The sequence below is a fragment of the Caballeronia sordidicola genome (assembly GCF_000729995.1).
GTDB lineage: Bacteria > Pseudomonadota > Gammaproteobacteria > Burkholderiales > Burkholderiaceae > Caballeronia > Caballeronia sordidicola_A.
On sequence record NZ_JNFG01000017.1, the window covers coordinates 125730 to 144082 of the forward strand.

The window sequence follows — 18353 nt, forward strand, 5'->3', positions numbered from 1 at the left end:
TAGAGGATACCGAAGCATGTTGAAAATTGACGGCCCGCGCCTGTGGGCAAGCCTGATGGCCATGGCGAAAATCGGCGCAACGCCCAAGGGCGGTGTACGTCGCCTCGCGTTGACGGAGGAGGACCGGCGAGGGCGCGAGTTGTTCGCCACGTGGTGCCGTGAAGCGGGAATGACGGTGCGTACCGATGAAGTCGGCAACTTGTTCGCGCGTCGCGAAGGCTCGAATGCGAATGCGAAGCCCGTGTTGATCGGCAGTCATCTGGATACGCAGCCGGAAGGCGGCCGCTTCGATGGCGTCTATGGTGTTCTGGCCGCGCTCGAAGTGGTGCGCACGTTGAACGATCACGGCGTGGTGACCGAGAAGCCCATCGAGCTCGTCTCGTGGACGAACGAAGAGGGCGCGCGCTTTACACCGGCCATGCTCGGCTCGGCGGTGTTTGTCGGCGCGACGCCGCTGGACACTGCGCTGCAGACGAAGGATGCGCAGGGCGTGACGTTGCGCGAGGCCTTGAATGAAATCGGGTGTGCGGGAACACGCTGCCTCGGCGTACAAGACGTCGATTCGTATTTCGAAGCGCATATCGAACAAGGGCCGATTCTGGAGAGTCATGGCAATCCGATCGGCGTTGTCACCGGTGGCCAGGCAATCCGCTGGCTTGATGTCGAAGTGACGGGCGTTGCTGCGCACGCCGGCACGACGCCGATGCCGTATCGGAAGGACGCGTTGTTTGCGAGCGCGGCGATGGCGCTTGAACTTGAATCTATCGCGCGACGTTTCGCGCCGCTGGGACTCGTCACGATCGGTCAGGTGGACGTGCCGAATTCATCGCGTAACACCATTGCGGGGCGCGTTGTGTTCACGGTCGACCTGCGTCATCCCGACGATACGCAAATCGATGCGATGGAACACGAAGTGCGTGCGGCCTTCGGCAAGATCGCTGCGGATCGCGGGCTTGAAGCCGACATCGCAACGTACTGGAAAAGCCCCGCGACGCCGTTCGATTCCGCGTGCGTCGATCTCGTGGAAGAAGCCACCAAAGGCTTCGGCTACTCGTACGAACGTATCGTCAGCGGCGCGGGTCACGACGCCATCCACCTCGCGCGGCACGTACCCACGGCGATGGTTTTCATCCCCTGCGTGGACGGCCTGTCGCACAACGAAGCCGAGGACGCGCTCCCCGAAGACGTCACGTGCGGCGCGAATGTTTTGATCAATGCGGTACTGGCGCGTGCGGTGATTGGCGCGACAGTTGACGCGTAACAAGGATTTTAAAATGCTGACTTACTTCCATCCTTCGCAACTCAAGCATCATCCGCGGACGTACCTTTCGCGTGGTCAGATGCGCACGCCGCAAGAGATTCCGGAGCGTGCGTTGCGGTTGGTCGAGGCGTCGAAGGCCATGGGTTTCGATGTCCGCGAACCCGCCGACTTTGGCGCTGCGCCGCTCGCCGCGGTGCACGGCATGAACTACTTGCGCTTCCTTGAGGAAGCGCATCGCGAGTGGAAGAAGATGCCTGCCGAATGGGGCGACGAAGTGATGTCGAATGTGTACATCCGCGAGAACAATCCGCTACGTGGTGTGCTCGGACAAGCGGCGCGTTATCTCGCCGATGGCAGTTGCCCGGTCGGCGCTGACACTTACGAATCTGCCTACTGGTCGGCGCAAAGCGCGCTGGCGGGCGCGAACGCGATCCTGGACGGCGAACGCGAGGCGTACGCATTGTGCCGGCCGCCGGGGCACCATGCGCGTGCCGAAGCCGCAGGCGGTTTCTGCTATCTGAACAACGCGGCAATCGCGGCGCAGGCGCTGCGTGCGAAGTACGGCCGCGTTGCAATCCTCGATACCGACATGCACCACGGCCAGGGTATACAGGAAATTTTCTATGACCGCAGCGACGTGCTGTATGTCTCTATTCACGGGGACCCGACGAACTTCTATCCAGCCGTAGCCGGCTTCGACGATGAACGCGGCGAGGCGGCCGGCGAAGGTTACAACGTGAATTTGCCGATGCCGCATGGTTCATCGGAGGAGGTGTTTTTCGATTCACTCGATACCGCCGCGCGCGTGCTTAAGCGCTTCCAGCCGGATGTTCTGGTGCTGGCGTTGGGCTTTGACATCTACAAGGACGATCCTCAGTCGATGGTTGCGGTGACGACCGAAGGATTCGGCAAGCTAGGCGGCGCGATCGGCGCGCTGAAATTGCCTACGCTGATCGTGCAGGAAGGCGGGTATCACATCGATACGCTGGAAGTGAATGCGCGCGCGTTCTTCGATGGATTCAACGCGAGGCGCTGAATAACGGGGATTCGCGATGCGCGTGGCGCAATCGTCAAGCTGCAGGGTTGAGAAACCAGTGCTCGATTTCGAGCCGCGCGCGAGCACAGCGGGCGCGCCCTCCCTGCACGCCAACAACCCGGCCCGACTCAATCAGTTCCAATCAATGAACCGTTGCCGCGCATGCCAAGACCAAGCAACCGCTGAATCTGGCTCTTGTTGTGCATTTCCAGTTTTTTATAAGCGCAGCGCAAGTAGTGGCGCACGGTCGTCGGCGCGATTGCCATGCGCTGCGCAACCTCCTTGTGCGACATCCCTCCGCCAAAGAGGCGGATAGCGATCAGCTCGCGCGGACTCAGACGATCGAGTGGCGAGCGAGGCTGCGCGTCGAGCTGAAACAACCCGGCCACTGGCAAGCAACGGATGACTATCGACTTCCCCGCATAGGCACGCCGCGAATCGTTGCGCAGATGGCGCACAAGCGCGTGCGGCAGCGAGCCATGCTCGCAGTCCGGCCATTCGCTGCGCAGAATGGCGAAAAATCCAACGTCCCCCTGATGCACGGTTCCAAATCGATCACACAGCGCGCGTCCCGGTACGCTCACGCGGTCAGCGCGTTCGCGCGTGAGTTGGAACGAGCGGTTGATCGTGAGCGCTGCGGCGAGATGCGGAATCACGTCTTCAATCCTGCGGGCATCTTCTTTCGAGAACGGCTTGTCTAGTGCTCGCCGATACACCGAGAGAAAAGTGGTCAGCCCGAACCGATGGTCGAGCGTAAAGACGCACATCAATTGCGCGAGGCCGTGTTTGATGGCCCAGTCACGAAAGCGCGGAGCAATGCCAGGGTCGACGATGGAAATCGACATCGCTTCTCCATAACGCCCCGACATGCGTTGTGCGAGCGGATCGCAATCGCGAATGCCGGTCCAGCCCGCGAAAAAGTCTTCGTTTAGGGCGACCATAAAACTGTTGTGCATAACCGGGCCGCTGAGCGCATGGGTCGCCACGCCGGTCCAGCCGGCATCGAAGGGCAACTGCTCGGCAAGCAGTCCAAAAAAACCTTTCTCAAACTCGCCGATGTCGCTGCGGCCAGCTAGCGCATAGAGCTCGAGCAACAGGACGCTCAGGTCCCGCGACGACGTGCCATTGCGGGCGAAAGCTCCTTCGAAATCGACGCGGCGCGCGCGCCCGGATGGGGCGGTGCATTGGTCAAGTGATATGGCATCTGGCACGTCCTCGATCTGTACGTCCATCCCGCCGGGGTCAACGATGAATGTCACGCTCTGCTCCTCGCACGGGCTACGGATGCTCGTCGAGCCGTTTCGCCTGACTAAGATAAATCATACCCGGACTATTTAAATAGTCCTACGAATAAATCGAGCCAGTCCCCTCCATTTGAACGGTGTGCGCATCCTCTGCGCGACCCACCGCATCGTCGCGCACTCTCGCTTCATCGAACAAGCCCGCCAGGTCCTGTTTCGATGTCTATCCCAGGGTTTCCCGCATCGTCCATCTGAACGACTGTTCAATGCTCGTGGGGATGCAGACACTGTTTCTGCGGCACATCCACAACAACACCTAAAACCAAGAGACGGTCTGGAGCCTGGCTAATGAAACGAAACTATCGGAGGCTTCGCGCCGCGTATTGCTGCATGCTCGCGTCGCAGGTCCTCGCCCCACGCGCGGCGTCGGCCCAATCGAGCGTGACGATGTACGGGATACTCGACGCAGGCGTGCAGTACTTGACGCATGCCGATGGACAGCATGAGTCGGTGAGCCTGCAAAACTATGGAGTCCTGCCGTCTCAGATCGGGGTGACCGGCACGGAGGAGTTGGGCGGTGGCCTGCAGGCCTTCTTCAAACTCGAACAAGGCCTCAACCTCAACGATGGCACGCCGACGGTGCCCGGGCTTGCGTTCTTCCGCGGTGCGTATGTTGGTCTCACGGGTACCTTCGGCACCGCGACCATCGGCCGTCAGTTCAGCGTGCTGTTCGACAAGACCGTTCTCTATGATCCGCTGCAATACGCGGCGTATGGCGGCCAGGGCGTACTCATGCCAATGATGTCGAACTTCATCGACAACGCATTCAAGTACAAGACCCGCGAATTCGGCGGCTTCAACGCGGAAGCACTGGCGGCGACGGGTGGCGTCGCTGGCAACTCACGTAGCGGCCGGGTGCTGGAGATCGGCGGTGAATATGCGAGCAAGGTCTTGGGCGTGAGCGCGGTATTGCATCGTCGCCAAGGCACGGTTGCCTCAGCGACCGATACCTCGGGCCAGCAGTTGACGGTCGGGACGCTCGCCGCGCACTGGAGTATCGATCCCCTCACGGTGTATGGCGGCGTCGAACGCCTGACCGGCTCGTTGGCGCCTACCAAGACGGTCGGGTGGGCCGGTGTTCGCTATCAGGCCGCCCCGGCCCTCGGTTTTGCGGGCGGCGTCTATCAGACGTTCTCGAACACGCCGAGCATCGGGCATCCAACGCTCTTTATCGCAAGCAGCACCTACAACCTTTCCAAGCGCTCGGCCGTCTACGCCAACCTCGGCTTCGCGCGCAACAGCGGGCATAGCTCGCAGACGGCCTACGAATACGACCCGGCTCCGCTCAACGGCGCATCGCAGCTTGGCGCGATGGTCGGTATGGTCCACCTGTTCTGAGACCCGCTACTTATGAAAACTTATCTGGCTCCCGTCGGGCCAAGCGTGGGTCCCGCACGCGGGTTCACCCGGTCGACACTTGTCTCCCTCGTTGTTTTCGCCGCAATAACACCGTTACTCCTGCTGGTCGCACCGGCGGTCGCCGCGCAACTCGGCGGACCGATGGGCTTGAGCGCATCGCAGATCGGCACGTACTTTTTTGTCGAACTCGGCGCATTCAGCTTGGCCACCGTGCCCTCGTATTTATGGCTCGGCCGAGTGGACGCTCGCCGCGTGGCGGGATGGGCGACTGCCGTGTTTTGCGTCGGCAACCTGATCACCGCGCTCGTGATGCCCGGCTTCGTCGGGTTGTTGGCTCTGCGGGCAGTCACGGCGCTCGGTGGCGGAACGTTGATGGTGCTTTGCATGACGAGCGCCGCAACCAGCGGCGACCGTGACCGGGTCTATGGTTTGTGGGTCGTGGGACAACTGGTCGCGGGCGCGCTCGGCCTGCTCTTGCTGCCGCATCTCTTCAATGCGTTCGGCTTGCGTGCGCTTTACGTCACGCTCGCGCTGCTGGCACTTTGCGCCGCTCCACTCACACGCGGCTTCGATCCTGCACTGGGCGGCAAGCGTCATCAGCGTGACACGCACAACGAACACACGGCCGGGGCGACAGGTGGCAACACCTCCGGCACAGCCAACGCAGTGTTCGCCATTGCCGGCGTCTTTGTCTTCTACCTTGCCATTGGCGGTGTCTGGACCTTTGCAAGCGAGGCCGCCTCGCTTGCGGGACTCGATGCGAGCCGCAGCGGCAGCGTACTGGCAATCGCCAGCGTGATGGGCATCGCCGGCGCGGGCACTGCCTCGCTGATCGGCGGCCGCTTTGCCCGCCGCGCGATGCTCGTGGCGGGGTACGGATCGCTCTTCGCTGCGTTGGCCGGACTTTCCGTCAATTCAAGCGTTGAGGCTTACATGACGACGATCTTCGCCTTCAAGTTCGCCTGGACTTTCGTTCTGCCATTCATTCTCGCGGCCGCCGCGAACAAGGATCACTCCGGGCGCCTGATCGCTTCGCTCAATTTTGTGATCGGTGCGGGTCTCGCGATGGGCCCGCTGATCGCCGGTTTTCTGCTCGACGCAGGCACTGGCCTCCACACGCTGTTCGCCGGCGCGGCGGCAATTTGCACGCTTTCACTCGTCTGCCTGCTTCGTGTCGAGCGAAGCTGAAGCACGGTTGCGCCTGCCCTACCAACGAACCATTCCAAAACGAGTCACACGATGGCCCACACCGCTTTTTTCACCGATGAACGCACGTTCTGGCACACCAGCGGCGCCCACGCTTTATTTTTCCCCGTTGGCGGTTGGGTGCAGCCTCCTTCGAGCGGTGGCTACGCCGAATCGCCCGATTCGAAACGTCGTCTCCTCTCATTGATCCAGATGTCCGGCCTCGGCAATCAGCTCGACATGTGCAGCGCGTCCATGGCAACCGACGACGAGCTCATGCGTATTCATCCGCGTGAGTACCTCAGACGCTTCAAGGCCCTGAGCGACACAACGGGTGGCGATCTCGGCGACCCCGGCGACCTCGCGCCGTTCGGCAAAGGCAGCTACGAGATCGCGGCGTTATCGGCTGGTCTGGCCATTGGTGCCATCGATCGCGTGCTTGAACGTCGCGCGAGCAACGCGTTTTCGCTGTCGCGCCCGCCAGGCCACCACTGCCTGCGCGACAAGCCGATGGGATTCTGCCTGCTCGCCAACATTCCGGTTGCTATCGAGGCGGCGCGGGCGAAGCATCAGGTGGAGCGTGTCGCGGTGATCGACTGGGATGTCCACCACGGTAACGGGACGCAGTCGATCTATTACGAAGACCCCCACACGCTGACCATCTCGCTTCATCAGGACCGATGCTTTCCACCGGGCTATAGCGGTGCCGCGGATCGCGGCGCAGGCCCGGGGCTCGGCGCGAATATCAACATTCCGTTGCTGCCGGGCGGCGGCCACGACGCGTATCTGTATGCCATGGAGCGCATTGTGATTCCCGCGCTCGACCGGTTTCGGCCCGAACTGATCGTGGTAGCCAGCGGGCTGGATGCGAGCGCCGTTGATCCGCTCGCGCGGATGCTGCTGCATACAGGAAGCTACCGCGCCATGACGCGCCTCATGCTCGACGCCGCGGACCGGCATTGCGCCGGGCGCCTCGCGATCGTTCACGAAGGCGGCTATTCGGAGGCGTATGTGCCTTTTTGCGGTCACGCGATTGTCGAGACGCTTGCGAGCGTGCGCACTGACGTGATCGATCCAATGCTTGATCTTGCCATCGCGCAGCAGCCCAACGAACGGTTCGTGCAGTTCCAGCGTCAACTTATCGATGAATTGGCAGCTGGATATTCACGATGAGCGCAGTCCGCAGTCTGCAGTCATCAGAGCCAGCGATTGATTTCGATCGGGCAATTGCACCGGCCGCGTCGATCAAGTGCCGTCCCAAAAAAAGTGGCGTGCTGCAGGCGGAGGCAGGTGCTTGTTGCCTGCTCGTCGCGGCAAGCGTTTGTCCGTCGATGCCCCCTATGTTTTAACTTTCAAGGAGTTCTATTGCCATGACATCACAGCCCGGTTTCATTCAAGTCGGCGCGCTCGCCGAAGGCTTCGCGCCCAACAGCAACATACTGCCCGCCACCGCGGATCTGGCCGGTCGCGATTTGCGGTTGCAATTCAGCGACGGTTCCTCTCTGGCACTGGAATTCCTCGCCGCCGACACCTTGCGCACGACGAGCGGCGAACACGCCTATCGCGCAAGCTCGGTGCGTGACGGGATTTATTTCGTCGACTATTGCGGCGGCGAGAACGGCGCGTCATCGACCAGCCTCGTGCTCGACCTGCGTCGCGGACTGGCTACGTCGGTCACCGGCACCTTGCCGGGCGAGCGCGAAACGCGCGTCGATGCGTTCACTCGGGTCGAACGCGGCGACGAATTGACCTCCGTGCGCGCGAGCTTCCGACACGGTGTGATCGCACACGGCGCGGCGGCGGCGCCCACGGTCGATGCAACCGCGCTGCATGCCCCGACGACCGAGTTGATCGGCATGCGCAATCTCTACATCTATAGCGAGACCGAGCGCTACGAGCATATCTACCTGAACGAGCACTTCTACGCGTGGCAATGCCTGGAGGGTGCAGAGCAGGGGCTGGCGGACGTTGACCGGTGCCACTGTTTTCGCATCGACGAGCAGCTTTATCTGTTCGTCTGGCGTGAAAAGGTCATTCCGACGCTGGGCGTGGTGATGATCGATCTGGCGCGCATGAAAACTGACGGCAAGATCATTGGATATCAGGGTGATTCGTTCGACGCCGTCTCGAATTTTCCGGTCGGCGCACAGGCCGAGGTGATCAACATCACGCGATATCCACAACGATTGAAGGTCGATGGGCGAGGCCGGCGGCTGGGGCGCGAGTCGTGAGGCAGATAAACGCGAGCGTCGACGGTTCTATACGACCAGTCCAGACCGGAAAGTCCCCTTCGGTTCCAACACTCCTCACTTTGGAAAACATCGACATGCGTAACGATGGCTTAGTGGTAGTCAACAACGACGTTTGTTCATTTATTAAGCGCGAACTGGGGATTTTTGTCGATGGAGCGTGGCAGTCTGCGCATTCCCCGCGCCGGCTCGATATTTTCGATCCCGCGAGCGGCGAGCGAATTTCAAGCGTGCCGGACGCGGACGTGAGCGACGTCGATCGCGCGGTGCGAAGCGCCCGCGCGGCATTCGACGCCCGTGTGTGGAGTGGCCTGCGACCTTCGGAGCGTGAGCGCATCTTGTTGCGTCTAGCCGATTTGCTGGAGGCACACGGCGAAGACCTCGCACAAATGGAAACGCTCAACCAGGGGCAATCGATCAATGTCGCGCGGGCGGTAGGGGTCGGAGCGACCATTGAATATGTTCGATACATGGCGGGTTGGGCGACCAAGATTACGGGCGAGACGCTCGATGTATCGATCCCGTTTCCACCCGGCACGAAATACACGGCCTTCACCCGCAAGGAGCCCATTGGCGTGGTTGCGGGGATTGTGCCGTGGAACTTTCCGCTGATGATCGCCGTCTGGAAGCTCGTACCTGCGCTTGCTGCGGGCTGTACGGTTGTCATCAAGCCTTCGGCGGAGACGCCGCTCACGGCGCTCAGGCTTGCGGAACTCGCACTTGAGGCGGGCGTGCCGCCTGGCGTTTTCAACGTGATCACGGGCGGACCGGAATGCGGCGCGGCGCTTGCGGCCCATCCTGGCGTCAGCAAGATCTCGTTCACCGGCTCGACGCCCACGGGCAAACTCGTGGGCGCTGCCGCGGTGAATAACATGACGCGTTTCTCGCTTGAGCTTGGCGGCAAGAATCCGGCCGTGATGCTCGCCGATATCGATGTCGATCAAGCGGTGCAGGGCGCCATCATGGGTGGTTTCTTCAACCAGGGGCAGGTCTGCGCGGGCGCCTCGCGGATCTATGTGCATCGCAGCCGATACCGGCAAGTTGCCGATGGACTCGCCGACATCGCCAACGCGATGAAACTGGGTCCCGGCCTTGACCCGTCGGCGCAAATTAACGCGCTTGTATCGGCGCGACATCGCGATCGGGTCGAGGACCATATTGCTCGCGCGCATGCGGAGGGTTTGCGCTTTCTTGCGGGCGGCACGCCGGTCATGAGCCGGGGTTATTACGTCCGGCCGACGGTGCTGGCGGACGTACCGCCGGACGCGTCGATTGTGCGGGACGAGGTTTTTGGCCCCGTGCTTGCTGTCATACCGTTTGACGATCCTGCAGAAGCGATTCGTCTTGCGAACGATAGCCCTTATGGATTGGCTGCCAGCCTGTGGAGTAATGACCTCACGGCGGTGATGAATCTGATCCCTCGACTGGAAGCCGGGACGGTATGGGTGAATTGCCACGTTCCGCTGGATCCAGGCATGCCGTTTGGCGGCTACAAGCAGTCGGGAATAGGCCGCGAATTCGGCAAATACGCGATTGAGGGTTTCACGGAAACGAAATCGGTGTGCATCGCTCATTAGTGCCGGCGGCAGGATAGCTGAAACGTGCAAACCGAAGCGTGTGCAAGGGGGGCGACGAAAACCCGTCTTAAGTCCCCTTTAAGCCCCGCTTGATCCGTCCCGGCTAAAATGAACGCCCGGGCCGCAAGGCCGCCAAGAGCCGCAGAGCGAAACATGCGAATCCTGCTAGTAGAAGACGACAGAATGATTGCGGAAGGCGTCCGCAAGGCGCTGCGCAGTGACGGATTCGCGGTGGACTGGGTGCAGGACGGCGAAGCGGCCCTAACGGCGGTAGGTGGCGAACCTTACGATCTCATGCTGCTGGACCTCGGCTTGCCGAAACGCGACGGTCTCGATGTCCTTAAAAGCCTGAGAGCAAGAGGCAACGCGCTGCCCGTGCTGATTGTCACGGCGCGGGATTCCATCGCCGATCGTGTAAAAGGCCTCGACGCCGGCGCCGACGATTATCTCGTCAAACCTTTCGACCTTGACGAACTGGGCGCTCGCATGCGCGCCCTGATCCGCCGCCACGCCGGCCGCGGCGACTCCCTGATCCGCCACGGCACATTGACGCTGGACCCGGTGGGCCACCAGGTCACATTGGAAGGCAACGCCGTAGCGCTGTCCGCACGCGAATTCGCGTTGCTCGAAGCCCTGATGGCGCGCCCGGGCGCGGTTTTATCGAAGAGCCAGCTTGAAGAAAAAATCTACGGCTGGGGCGAGGAAATCGGCAGCAACACGGTCGAGGTCTACATCCATTCGCTGCGCAAAAAGCTTGGGCCCGACCTTATCCGCAATGTCCGTGGACTCGGTTACATGGTGTCGAAGGAAGCCTGATGCATTCCATTCGCCGCCAACTGCTGGTCTGGCTGCTGGCGCTGGTGATCGTCGGCGTGGGGTTTGCGGGCTGGCTGATCTATCGTCAGGCACTGGCCGAAGCAAACGAACTGTTTGACTATCAACTGGAACAGATCGCGGCCGCGTTGCCGTCGGAGCCGTTTTCGTCGGTGCTGCAGTCGCGCAGCGACAGCGACGAAGGCGTCGTGATCCAGATCTGGAACCGCAACGGCGTGCTCATGTATTACTCGCACCCGCGCGTGCCGCTGGCGCCCCACGCAGAACTGGGCTTCTCCACCGAAGCCACGCCGCGCGGCGTATGGCGCGTCTACAGCGCCATTGTTGGCGATAACGTCGTCCAGCTCGCGCAGCCGCTGTCCATCCGCAACCGGCTGGCAGCGGGTGTCGCGTGGCGAACCTTGTGGCCGCTCGTGGTGCTGTTGCCGCTGCTCGGCATGGCGATATGGATCATCGTCGGACGGGGTTTGAAGCCGTTGCAACGCGTCACGCGTGCGCTCGACACCCGTCATCCCGAAGCGCTGGAACCTCTACCCGACAACCGCTTGCCCGAAGAGGTCGTGCCTGTCGTGCGCGCGTTGAACGCGCTGCTCTCCCGTCTCGCGACCGCGCTCGATACGCAAAAGGCTTTCGTCGCCGATGCCGCCCACGAGCTGCGCACGCCGCTTGCCGCCGTGCAGATCCAGTCGCAACTGGTGGCGCGCGCGAAGGACGACGAGTCGCGCAAGGAAGCGCTCGACGACCTGCAGGCGGGTATCACGCGCGCCACGCGGCTGGCCGAGCAACTGCTTGCGCTCGCACGCTCGGAACCCGACGGCAAGAGTGAAAGCAAGCCAGTGGACCTGCATGCGCTGCTGGACGAATGTGTTGGTGGCTCCGTGCTGGTGGCGCAACAGCGGGGCGTTGACCTGGGCATCGAGGCGAACGAACCGGCGACCATCTCCGGCGATGCCAACGCATTGCGCGTGATGTTCAATAATCTCATCGATAACGCCACGAAATACACGCCGAGCGGTGGCCGCGTGGACGTCTGCCTGCAGGTGAAAGACGGCCATCCCACGGTGGAACTAGCGGACACCGGCCCAGGCATTCCCGCCGATGAACGCGAGCGTGTGTTCGACCGGTTTTATCGGGCGGGAATGGGCGCCAGCCGTGCGCGCACGGACGTGGCGGGCAGCGGCCTGGGCTTGGCGATCGTGCGCCGGATAGCGCTTCAGCATGACGCGAAAGTGTCGCTCGCCGAATCGAAAAACGGCGGTCTGCTCGTCTCCATTCAATTCAGCTCTGCTTTAAATACCTCGCTTTAAGTGCCCTTTAAGCGGCGCCTCTTAATCTTCGTTTCATCCTGAAGCGCATCCCCGAGGAGCACACGATGAATTCGAAGGTCATTTCCCGCAGCGCCATTGCAGCAGCTGTTGTCGTCGCCTTGTCGGCGGGTTACGTCGCCGGAAACCGGAACGTACCGGCGCCGCAGGTCATCACACCGGTACAAGCCGCCATGATGCCGGCCGAAGCCGCTGCAAAGACCGGTATCCCGGATTTCTCCGGCCTGGTCGAAACCTACGGCCCGGCGGTCGTCAACATCAGCGCCAAACATGTGGTGAAGACTGCGTCGCGCCGCAACGGCATGAACGGCGGCATGAATGGTGGCATGAACGGCGGGGCGAACGGAGCTAATCCGCAATTGCCGATCGATCCGAGCGATCCGTTCTATCAATTCTTCAAGCATTTCTACGGTAATGGCGTGCCGGGCATGGGCGGTAACGACGGCCAGAACGCCGCTGATACCCCAAGCGAAAGCCTGGGTTCGGGCTTTATCGTGAGCAGCGACGGTTACATCCTGACCAACGCACACGTGGTCGACGGCGCCAACGTGATCACGGTCAAGACGACCGACAAACGCGAATACCATGCGAAGGTGATCGGCACGGACAAGCAGTCGGATGTCGCCGTTCTGAAGATCGATGCGAAGAACCTGCCGGTCGTCAAGATTGGCGATCCGAACGGCAGCAAGGTCGGCCAGTGGGTGGTCGCAATCGGTTCGCCTTACGGTTTCGATAACACCGTGACGTCCGGCATCATCAGCGCGAAATCGCGCTCGTTGCCGAACGAGAATTACACGCCGTTCATCCAGACCGACGTGCCGGTGAATCCGGGTAATTCCGGCGGCCCGCTTTTCAATCTGCAAGGCGAAGTGATCGGTATCAATTCGATGATCTATTCGCAGACCGGTGGCTTCCAGGGACTTTCGTTCGCAATCCCGATCAATGAAGCCATGAAGGTGAAAGACGCGCTGGTGAAGACTGGCCATGTGGATCGCGGCCGCCTTGGTGTGACCGTGCAGGGCATGGACCAGACGCTTGCGAAGTCGTTCGGCCTGCAAAGCCCGAATGGGGCGCTCGTGAGTTCCGTCGAAGCGGGCGGTCCGGCGGCGAAGGCTGGCCTGCAGCCCGGCGACGTGATCCTCTCGGTCAACGGCGAACCGGTTGCGGACTCGAACGCGTTGCCGTCGCAGGTGGCAGCGCTCCCGCCGGGTACCACGACCAAGGTGCAGGTCTGGCGCGACAAGGCCACGAAGGACCTGAGCGTGACCGTGGGCACGTTGTCCGATGCAAAGACTGCTAGCACGGGCAAGGGTGCGGACCAGGCTGATTCGGCATCGCAGGACGCACGGCTGGGTGTCTCGGTGCGGCCGCTGACGCCTGACGAAAAGCAAAGCGCGTCGCTGTCCCGCGGTTTGCTCGTGCAGCAAGCGGGCGGCGCGGCTGAAAGCGCCGGCATCCAGGCCGGCGACGTGATCCTGGCGGTCAACGGCCAGCCGATCACGAGCGTGGAGCAATTGAAGACGATGGTGGCTCACGCAGGCGACAGCATCGCGTTGCTGATCCAGCGCGATGATGCGCAGATCTTCGTGCCGGTGGATCTGGGTTGACAGTAGGCTAATTGAAATGTCGGCTGAAGGCCGATGCGGGAACAGGGCGGCATGCGTAACTTGGCATGCAACAATGCCGCCCTGGAAAATAGCGTGAATTGCAGGCATGAACCGTGCGCATAGTTTCTCTCCCGAAGCGCTTTAGCCCGGCTGCGCAAAACTTCGCGTGCTGCACGTCGGGAGACAAGCGCAACGCCGATGAAGGCGTCTGAAGTTCATAAGGAGCTGATCACGATGACCAAGACGACTAAAGCAGCGATTGAAGCATCTACCGAAGCAAACACCGTTACGTTAACTAAACATCGCCGGCCTGCCGCGAGAAAGGCGTCCATTGCCGTGCTAGCAGCCGCGATGACGTTCGGAATGGCGGGCGCCGCGTTCGCGCAGACCGTAGGCGGGGGAACGAGCGACATGAGCAGCGCCGGCAACACGAACGGCGGCGGGCTGCCGCAGGTCCAGACGCAGGGCGACGTGTCGTTCACATCCGGCGGCGTGGGCCTGGACGAATCGCACGCGCTGATTCGCGAACAGGCGCATTGGCCGCTCTCGTTGCGTTTCACGGGGCCGACGTCGGACTATCTCTCTGATGTCCACGTCCGTATTGCCGATGCTAAGGACGCAGAAGTGCTCAAGACCGACGCCATGGGCCCGTACATGCTGGTGAAACTGCCCCCGGGTCATTACACGGTTTACGCCAAATACAAAGACTCGGAAAAGAAGCAAGGGGTGACGGTGGCCGGCAACGGGAAGGCGAAGGCCGATTTCCACTGGTCCATGCAGTAGGCCGTCAAACACCATCAAACGCACCATGCGCCGTGGTGAGCTACCGTACGCAAAACCGCATATGAAGCAAAAGACTGCGGCGATTCGTTAAGTGTGGCGCAGGTACCAAAGACGCTAACGGAGCTTGCACAAGCACCCCCAAGTTGTCACATAATGAAGCCACGGGTCCCGGAAAACCCGTGGCTTTTTTATGTCGCTGCTGCAAACGCGACGGCGGACGTTCAGTTTTTTGGTACCGGGAGCGCGCGATGAGCACGGACACCCATCACATTGAAATCTCGCTGAATACGCGACGCCATCGCGTGATTCATCAGGGCGTGACGTACGCGGACACACACGCGGCGTTGACGCTGATCGAGACAGGCCACGATCCCGTGCATTATTTCCCGCGTGCCGATGTCAACATGGCGCGCCTCTCGAAGTCCACGCATACCTCGCATTGCCCTTTCAAGGGCGACGCAACGTACTACCATTTGCTGACAGAAGACGGTCCGGTGGAAAACGCTGTCTGGAGTTACGAGCAGCCGAAAGAAGGCGTCGAGAAAATTAAAAGCTATCTGGCGTTTTATCCGTCGCGGGTCGATCGTATCGACGAGACGGCCGGTACCTGAAACGCCGGGTCAATATAAAAATGGGCGCCATGCATGGGGAGGGCCCAATGGAAGTCGCCGATGCTTTACGCATTCCGCTCGAACCCGCTCAGGTGCGCGAGGCGTTGGGAGATCTTGCGCTGGTGCGCGCGAGTATCGATAACTGCGAATCGCTGGTACGTCTTGCCGGTGGCGAATACACATTGAGGTTGACGGTGCCGCTTGGCGCGTTGCGGGCGCACTACGCAATCCGGGCACACGTTGCGGATGCAACCCGTTTGCCGCGTCATGACGGACAACCCGGCGAAGTCGACGCGCAAACCCTCAGTTTTAAGGCGTGTGGCGAAGGCGTGGGATCGTTGCGCGGACAAATCGCGGTGGCGCTGATTCCGGATGCCAACGGTTCATCTACATGGATTGAATACACGGTCTGGGCGACGCTCACCGGCCCGCTGGCAGGTTTGCCGGCACGCCAGATAGAAAATTCACTGCGTGAAGTCGCCGACGATTTTTTTATCGAATTCTGCGAAGTCGTGCGGGCGAAGCATGGCCATCAGCCTGCTGCCGCGCTCAAGCCGGCTGTCTCGCGCCGGCATGTGTTCTTGCGGCCGATCTCTATGTCGGCTGCATTTGCGCGTCACGGCCCTCCCGCGGCGCACAAATCCCGCGCGGCGGCTACGGCCGACGTTATTGGCGGCGTCTTGCGTCATCGGCTGCCCGGTCACGCGCCTCGCCATCCACATCCACACAGCTTGCCCGCCTGGGCGTGGGCCGCGTTGGTCTGCTGTGTCGCCGTATTCCTGTTTCTAGCGCAGCGCTACGGTCTGCGATAACACGCCCCGCTACGAGGGGTCGCCGGAACGCAGCAGCATATGGGGGCTGTAGCGCATGACGTCGAAACAGGAATCGATCAGGCGTTCTGCATCATTCTTGAGGTCGATGCTCTCGGGCCACATCAGCGAGTCGTAGAGAATGCCGGTGAAGAGCGCGTGCAGGATGGTGGTGGCGTGGCGCGTATCGAGCATGGGCGGCAACTGGCCTTTGTCGACTGCATTGCTCAGTCCGCGCTCGATCTTCTCTTTCCCCTCGCGCATGTTCGTCTGATGCCGCTCGCGCACCGGCCCCATGTCTTCCACGAACTCGCATTTGAGAAACAGGATGTCGAATACGCGCCGGCGCTGCTCGTCGAGCGCGATATTACGCATGCACCAGATGAAGATGTCGCGGATCCGGCCAAGCGGATCGGCCTCTTTGGTGTCGAGCGTTGCTTCGACCAGTTCATCAAGCGGTAACAGGCTGCGGTCGAACATGGCGGTGAATAGATCACCCTTGTTCGCAAAGTGCCAATAGATTGCGCCGCGCGTGACGCCGGCTTCCAGCGCGATGTCCGCCAGCGTGGTGCGCGAAACGCCTTTCTCGAAGAACACGCGTTCTGCTGCATCGAGAATACTATTGCGCGTCTCCGCCGCTTCTTCCTTGGTTCGTCTGACCATTATTTCGTGGGTTCCTGCTTGCCTGCCCGCAGCTAGTTTACTGCGGTCTTACATTGCACTGCAGCGACGTCATACATTTGTTCATCGCCCGCCAATCCTTCGAGACGATTCCCCTCGCACTGCTCTTGTTCACGTACGATCGTCTCTTTTACGTTCGTTCGTGAATGTATATACAATACCATCCGTCCAACGATAGCCCAAGCAGCACTGACCGGTTAATATCCGACACAGCTTTCATTCCGCCGTCCGTCCGCGTGCCCATCCAAGGGCGTTGTCAGCGGCAGCCGTACACAGAAACGGCTCCAGGCGCTGCGGACGAATGATGGTCGGGGCACTGGTTTTTGCGCCCACTGGCTACTGGTAAGCGTCTCCAGACGCTCGTAGCGGCCCGCCCGTAGAAGGCGGCCGCGCACTTATTTCAATCTCAGTCTTTGACAGAGGTCGCTCCATGCGCGTCGAACGGGTTCCATTCCGCTTAATCAGTGCCGCGACGGCTGCCGTGATTCTTGCAGCCTGCGGACAAAAACCATCAGCACCGCCGCCCCAAACCCCCGAAGTCGGGGTCATCACCGTCCAGCCCACCACCGTTCCTGTCGTGAGCGAACTGCCTGGCCGCACAAGTGCATTTCTGGTCGCCCAGGTTCGTGCACGGGTCGACGGCATTGTGCTGCGTCGTGAATTCATTGAAGGCGCGGAAGTGAAGGCGGGCCAGCGGCTCTACAAGATCGATCCGGCACCGTACATCGCGGCCCTGAACACGGCCAAGGCAACACTCGCCAAGGCGCAGGCCAACGTTGTCACGCAAAACGCCCAGGCGGCGCGCTACAAGATCCTCGTTGCGGCAAACGCGGTCAGCAAGCAGGACTACGACAACGCCGTGGCGACTCAAGGCCAGGCCGTAGCCGACGTCGCGTCGGGCAAGGCGGCTGTCGACACCGCGCAGATCAACCTCGGTTATACGGACGTAGTGTCGCCTATCACGGGCCGCACGGGTTTGTCGCAGGTCACGCCGGGCGCTTACGTGCAGGCTAGCGCCGCCACGTTGCTCACCACGATTCAACAACTCGATCCGGTCTATGTCGACCTGACGCAATCGAGCGTGGACGGCCTGAAGCTTCGCCGTGACATTCAGGAAGGCCGCTTGCAGACCGGTGGCGTCAACGCCGCCAAGGTCACGCTGATCCTGGAAGACGGCCGCACGTATTCGGAAGCGGGCAAGCTGCAATTCTCCGACGTGAGCGTGGACCAGGGCACCGGTTCGGTCACCGTGCGCGCGATTTTCCCCAATAAGGACCGCGTGCTGCTGCCAGGCATGTTCGTGCGTGCGCGTATTGACGAAGGTGTGAACGACAAGGCGCTGGTGGTCCCGCAAGTCGGCGTGACGCATGACCAGAAGGGGCAGCCGACGGCGCTCGTGGTCGGTCCGGACAACAAGGTGGCTTTGCGCCAACTGGTGACGTCGGGTACCTACGGCGACAAGTGGGTCGTGGATAGCGGCCTGAATGCGGGCGATCGCGTGATCGTGCAGGGCACGGAGAAAGCGCGACCGGGCTCGACTGTGAAGCCTGTCGACGCACAGCTTCCGGCTGAGGCGGCTCAACCGGCATCCGGCGCGGCTCCAGGTGCAGCTCCTGCGGCAGCAGACGCCGGCGCAAGCGGTGCGGCGGCTTCGAGCAATCCGGCACCCACTTCCGCGGCGGCAGCATCCGCGGCATCAGGCGCGTAATCAGGCGCAATAAAAGGGAGCCTGTTT

The 18353-nt window shown here is 61.5% G+C and carries 16 protein-coding genes; 14 read left to right on the forward strand and 2 right to left on the reverse strand.

The genetic code is table 11. The annotated features are described in order from the left end of the window. The first annotated feature begins 16 nt into the window (after positions 1 to 16). Complete coding sequence (locus FH08_RS0117605; RefSeq protein ID WP_031359591.1) at positions 17 to 1261, forward strand: Zn-dependent hydrolase; 1245 nt, start codon at positions 17 to 19, stop codon at positions 1259 to 1261. Positions 1262 to 1274: 13 nt separating this feature from the next. Continuing rightward, a complete protein-coding gene (locus FH08_RS0117610) occupies positions 1275 to 2297 on the forward strand; it encodes a histone deacetylase family protein (protein WP_031359592.1) in 1023 nt (340 codons plus the stop codon). A gap of 128 nt (positions 2298 to 2425) precedes the next feature. Here FH08_RS0117610 and FH08_RS0117615 read toward each other — a convergent pair whose 3' ends face one another. After that, positions 2426 to 3529, reverse strand: a complete 1104-nt coding sequence (locus FH08_RS0117615) for a helix-turn-helix transcriptional regulator (RefSeq protein WP_051888343.1) — start codon at positions 3527 to 3529, stop codon at positions 2426 to 2428. Between the two features lie 399 nt (positions 3530 to 3928). Here FH08_RS0117615 and FH08_RS0117620 point away from each other — a divergent pair, with 399 nt between their 5' ends. From FH08_RS0117620 to FH08_RS0117670, 11 genes are all read left to right on the forward strand, one after another. Beyond that, a complete protein-coding gene (locus FH08_RS0117620) occupies positions 3929 to 4936 on the forward strand; it encodes a porin (protein ID WP_035566483.1) in 1008 nt (335 codons plus the stop codon). 12 nt (positions 4937 to 4948) lie between these two features. After that, positions 4949 to 6145 carry an MFS transporter gene (locus FH08_RS0117625; RefSeq protein ID WP_031359595.1) on the forward strand — a complete coding sequence of 399 codons (1197 nt, stop codon included), beginning with the start codon at positions 4949 to 4951 and terminating at the stop codon, positions 6143 to 6145. A 51-nt stretch (positions 6146 to 6196) separates the two neighbouring features. Continuing rightward, positions 6197 to 7315 carry a class II histone deacetylase gene (locus FH08_RS0117630; RefSeq protein WP_031359596.1) on the forward strand — a complete coding sequence of 373 codons (1119 nt, stop codon included), beginning with the start codon at positions 6197 to 6199 and terminating at the stop codon, positions 7313 to 7315. Between the two features lie 197 nt (positions 7316 to 7512). Further along, entirely contained in the window at positions 7513 to 8373 is an 861-nt protein-coding gene (locus FH08_RS0117635) for a molybdenum cofactor biosynthesis F family protein (protein WP_031359597.1), read from the forward strand. A gap of 95 nt (positions 8374 to 8468) precedes the next feature. After that, positions 8469 to 9968, forward strand: a complete 1500-nt coding sequence (locus tag FH08_RS0117640) for an aldehyde dehydrogenase family protein (protein ID WP_031359598.1) — start codon at positions 8469 to 8471, stop codon at positions 9966 to 9968. A 153-nt stretch (positions 9969 to 10121) separates the two neighbouring features. Continuing rightward, a complete protein-coding gene (locus FH08_RS0117645) occupies positions 10122 to 10784 on the forward strand; it encodes a response regulator (protein ID WP_031359599.1) in 663 nt (220 codons plus the stop codon). Beyond that, positions 10784 to 12109 (forward strand): ATP-binding protein, encoded by a 1326-nt coding sequence (locus FH08_RS0117650; RefSeq protein WP_031359600.1) that lies wholly within the window; start codon positions 10784 to 10786, stop codon positions 12107 to 12109. Before FH08_RS0117645 ends, FH08_RS0117650 begins: the two co-directional genes overlap by 1 nt. A gap of 65 nt (positions 12110 to 12174) precedes the next feature. Then, positions 12175 to 13734: a DegQ family serine endoprotease gene (locus FH08_RS0117655; protein WP_031359601.1), complete on the forward strand. Its 1560-nt coding sequence runs from the start codon at positions 12175 to 12177 to the stop codon at positions 13732 to 13734. Positions 13735 to 14085: 351 nt separating this feature from the next. Beyond that, the gene (locus FH08_RS0117660) at positions 14086 to 14517 is read left to right on the forward strand and encodes a carboxypeptidase regulatory-like domain-containing protein (protein ID WP_051888348.1); all 432 of its coding nucleotides are present in this window, start codon (positions 14086 to 14088) and stop codon (positions 14515 to 14517) included. A gap of 248 nt (positions 14518 to 14765) precedes the next feature. Continuing rightward, positions 14766 to 15128 carry a DUF427 domain-containing protein gene (locus tag FH08_RS0117665; protein WP_031359603.1) on the forward strand — a complete coding sequence of 121 codons (363 nt, stop codon included), beginning with the start codon at positions 14766 to 14768 and terminating at the stop codon, positions 15126 to 15128. A gap of 47 nt (positions 15129 to 15175) precedes the next feature. Then, a complete protein-coding gene (locus tag FH08_RS0117670) occupies positions 15176 to 15940 on the forward strand; it encodes a CoxG family protein (protein ID WP_031359604.1) in 765 nt (254 codons plus the stop codon). A gap of 9 nt (positions 15941 to 15949) precedes the next feature. Here the strand turns inward: FH08_RS0117670 and FH08_RS0117675 are convergent, their stop codons facing one another. Next, on the reverse strand, positions 15950 to 16600 hold the full coding sequence (locus tag FH08_RS0117675; protein ID WP_031359605.1) for a TetR family transcriptional regulator: 651 nt from the start codon (positions 16598 to 16600) through the stop codon (positions 15950 to 15952). 448 nt (positions 16601 to 17048) lie between these two features. On the opposite strand from FH08_RS0117675, the gene FH08_RS0117680 reads away from it, so the two are divergent. After that, positions 17049 to 18326 (forward strand): efflux RND transporter periplasmic adaptor subunit, encoded by a 1278-nt coding sequence (locus FH08_RS0117680; protein WP_031359606.1) that lies wholly within the window; start codon positions 17049 to 17051, stop codon positions 18324 to 18326. Positions 18327 to 18353 lie beyond the last annotated feature (27 nt).

Coding starts and splice junctions, on each gene's coding strand:
- FH08_RS0117605 (WP_031359591.1), top strand. CDS start 17: ATGTTGAAAATTGACGGCCCGCGCCTGTGGGCAAGCCTGATGGCCATG.
- FH08_RS0117610 (WP_031359592.1), top strand. CDS start 1,275: ATGCTGACTTACTTCCATCCTTCGCAACTCAAGCATCATCCGCGGACG.
- FH08_RS0117615 (WP_051888343.1), bottom strand. CDS start 3,529: ATGGACGTACAGATCGAGGACGTGCCAGATGCCATATCACTTGACCAA.
- FH08_RS0117620 (WP_035566483.1), top strand. CDS start 3,929: ATGCTCGCGTCGCAGGTCCTCGCCCCACGCGCGGCGTCGGCCCAATCG.
- FH08_RS0117625 (WP_031359595.1), top strand. CDS start 4,949: ATGAAAACTTATCTGGCTCCCGTCGGGCCAAGCGTGGGTCCCGCACGC.
- FH08_RS0117630 (WP_031359596.1), top strand. CDS start 6,197: ATGGCCCACACCGCTTTTTTCACCGATGAACGCACGTTCTGGCACACC.
- FH08_RS0117635 (WP_031359597.1), top strand. CDS start 7,513: ATGACATCACAGCCCGGTTTCATTCAAGTCGGCGCGCTCGCCGAAGGC.
- FH08_RS0117640 (WP_031359598.1), top strand. CDS start 8,469: ATGCGTAACGATGGCTTAGTGGTAGTCAACAACGACGTTTGTTCATTT.
- FH08_RS0117645 (WP_031359599.1), top strand. CDS start 10,122: ATGCGAATCCTGCTAGTAGAAGACGACAGAATGATTGCGGAAGGCGTC.
- FH08_RS0117650 (WP_031359600.1), top strand. CDS start 10,784: ATGCATTCCATTCGCCGCCAACTGCTGGTCTGGCTGCTGGCGCTGGTG.
- FH08_RS0117655 (WP_031359601.1), top strand. CDS start 12,175: ATGAATTCGAAGGTCATTTCCCGCAGCGCCATTGCAGCAGCTGTTGTC.
- FH08_RS0117660 (WP_051888348.1), top strand. CDS start 14,086: ATGACGTTCGGAATGGCGGGCGCCGCGTTCGCGCAGACCGTAGGCGGG.
- FH08_RS0117665 (WP_031359603.1), top strand. CDS start 14,766: ATGAGCACGGACACCCATCACATTGAAATCTCGCTGAATACGCGACGC.
- FH08_RS0117670 (WP_031359604.1), top strand. CDS start 15,176: ATGGAAGTCGCCGATGCTTTACGCATTCCGCTCGAACCCGCTCAGGTG.
- FH08_RS0117675 (WP_031359605.1), bottom strand. CDS start 16,600: ATGGTCAGACGAACCAAGGAAGAAGCGGCGGAGACGCGCAATAGTATT.
- FH08_RS0117680 (WP_031359606.1), top strand. CDS start 17,049: ATGCGCGTCGAACGGGTTCCATTCCGCTTAATCAGTGCCGCGACGGCT.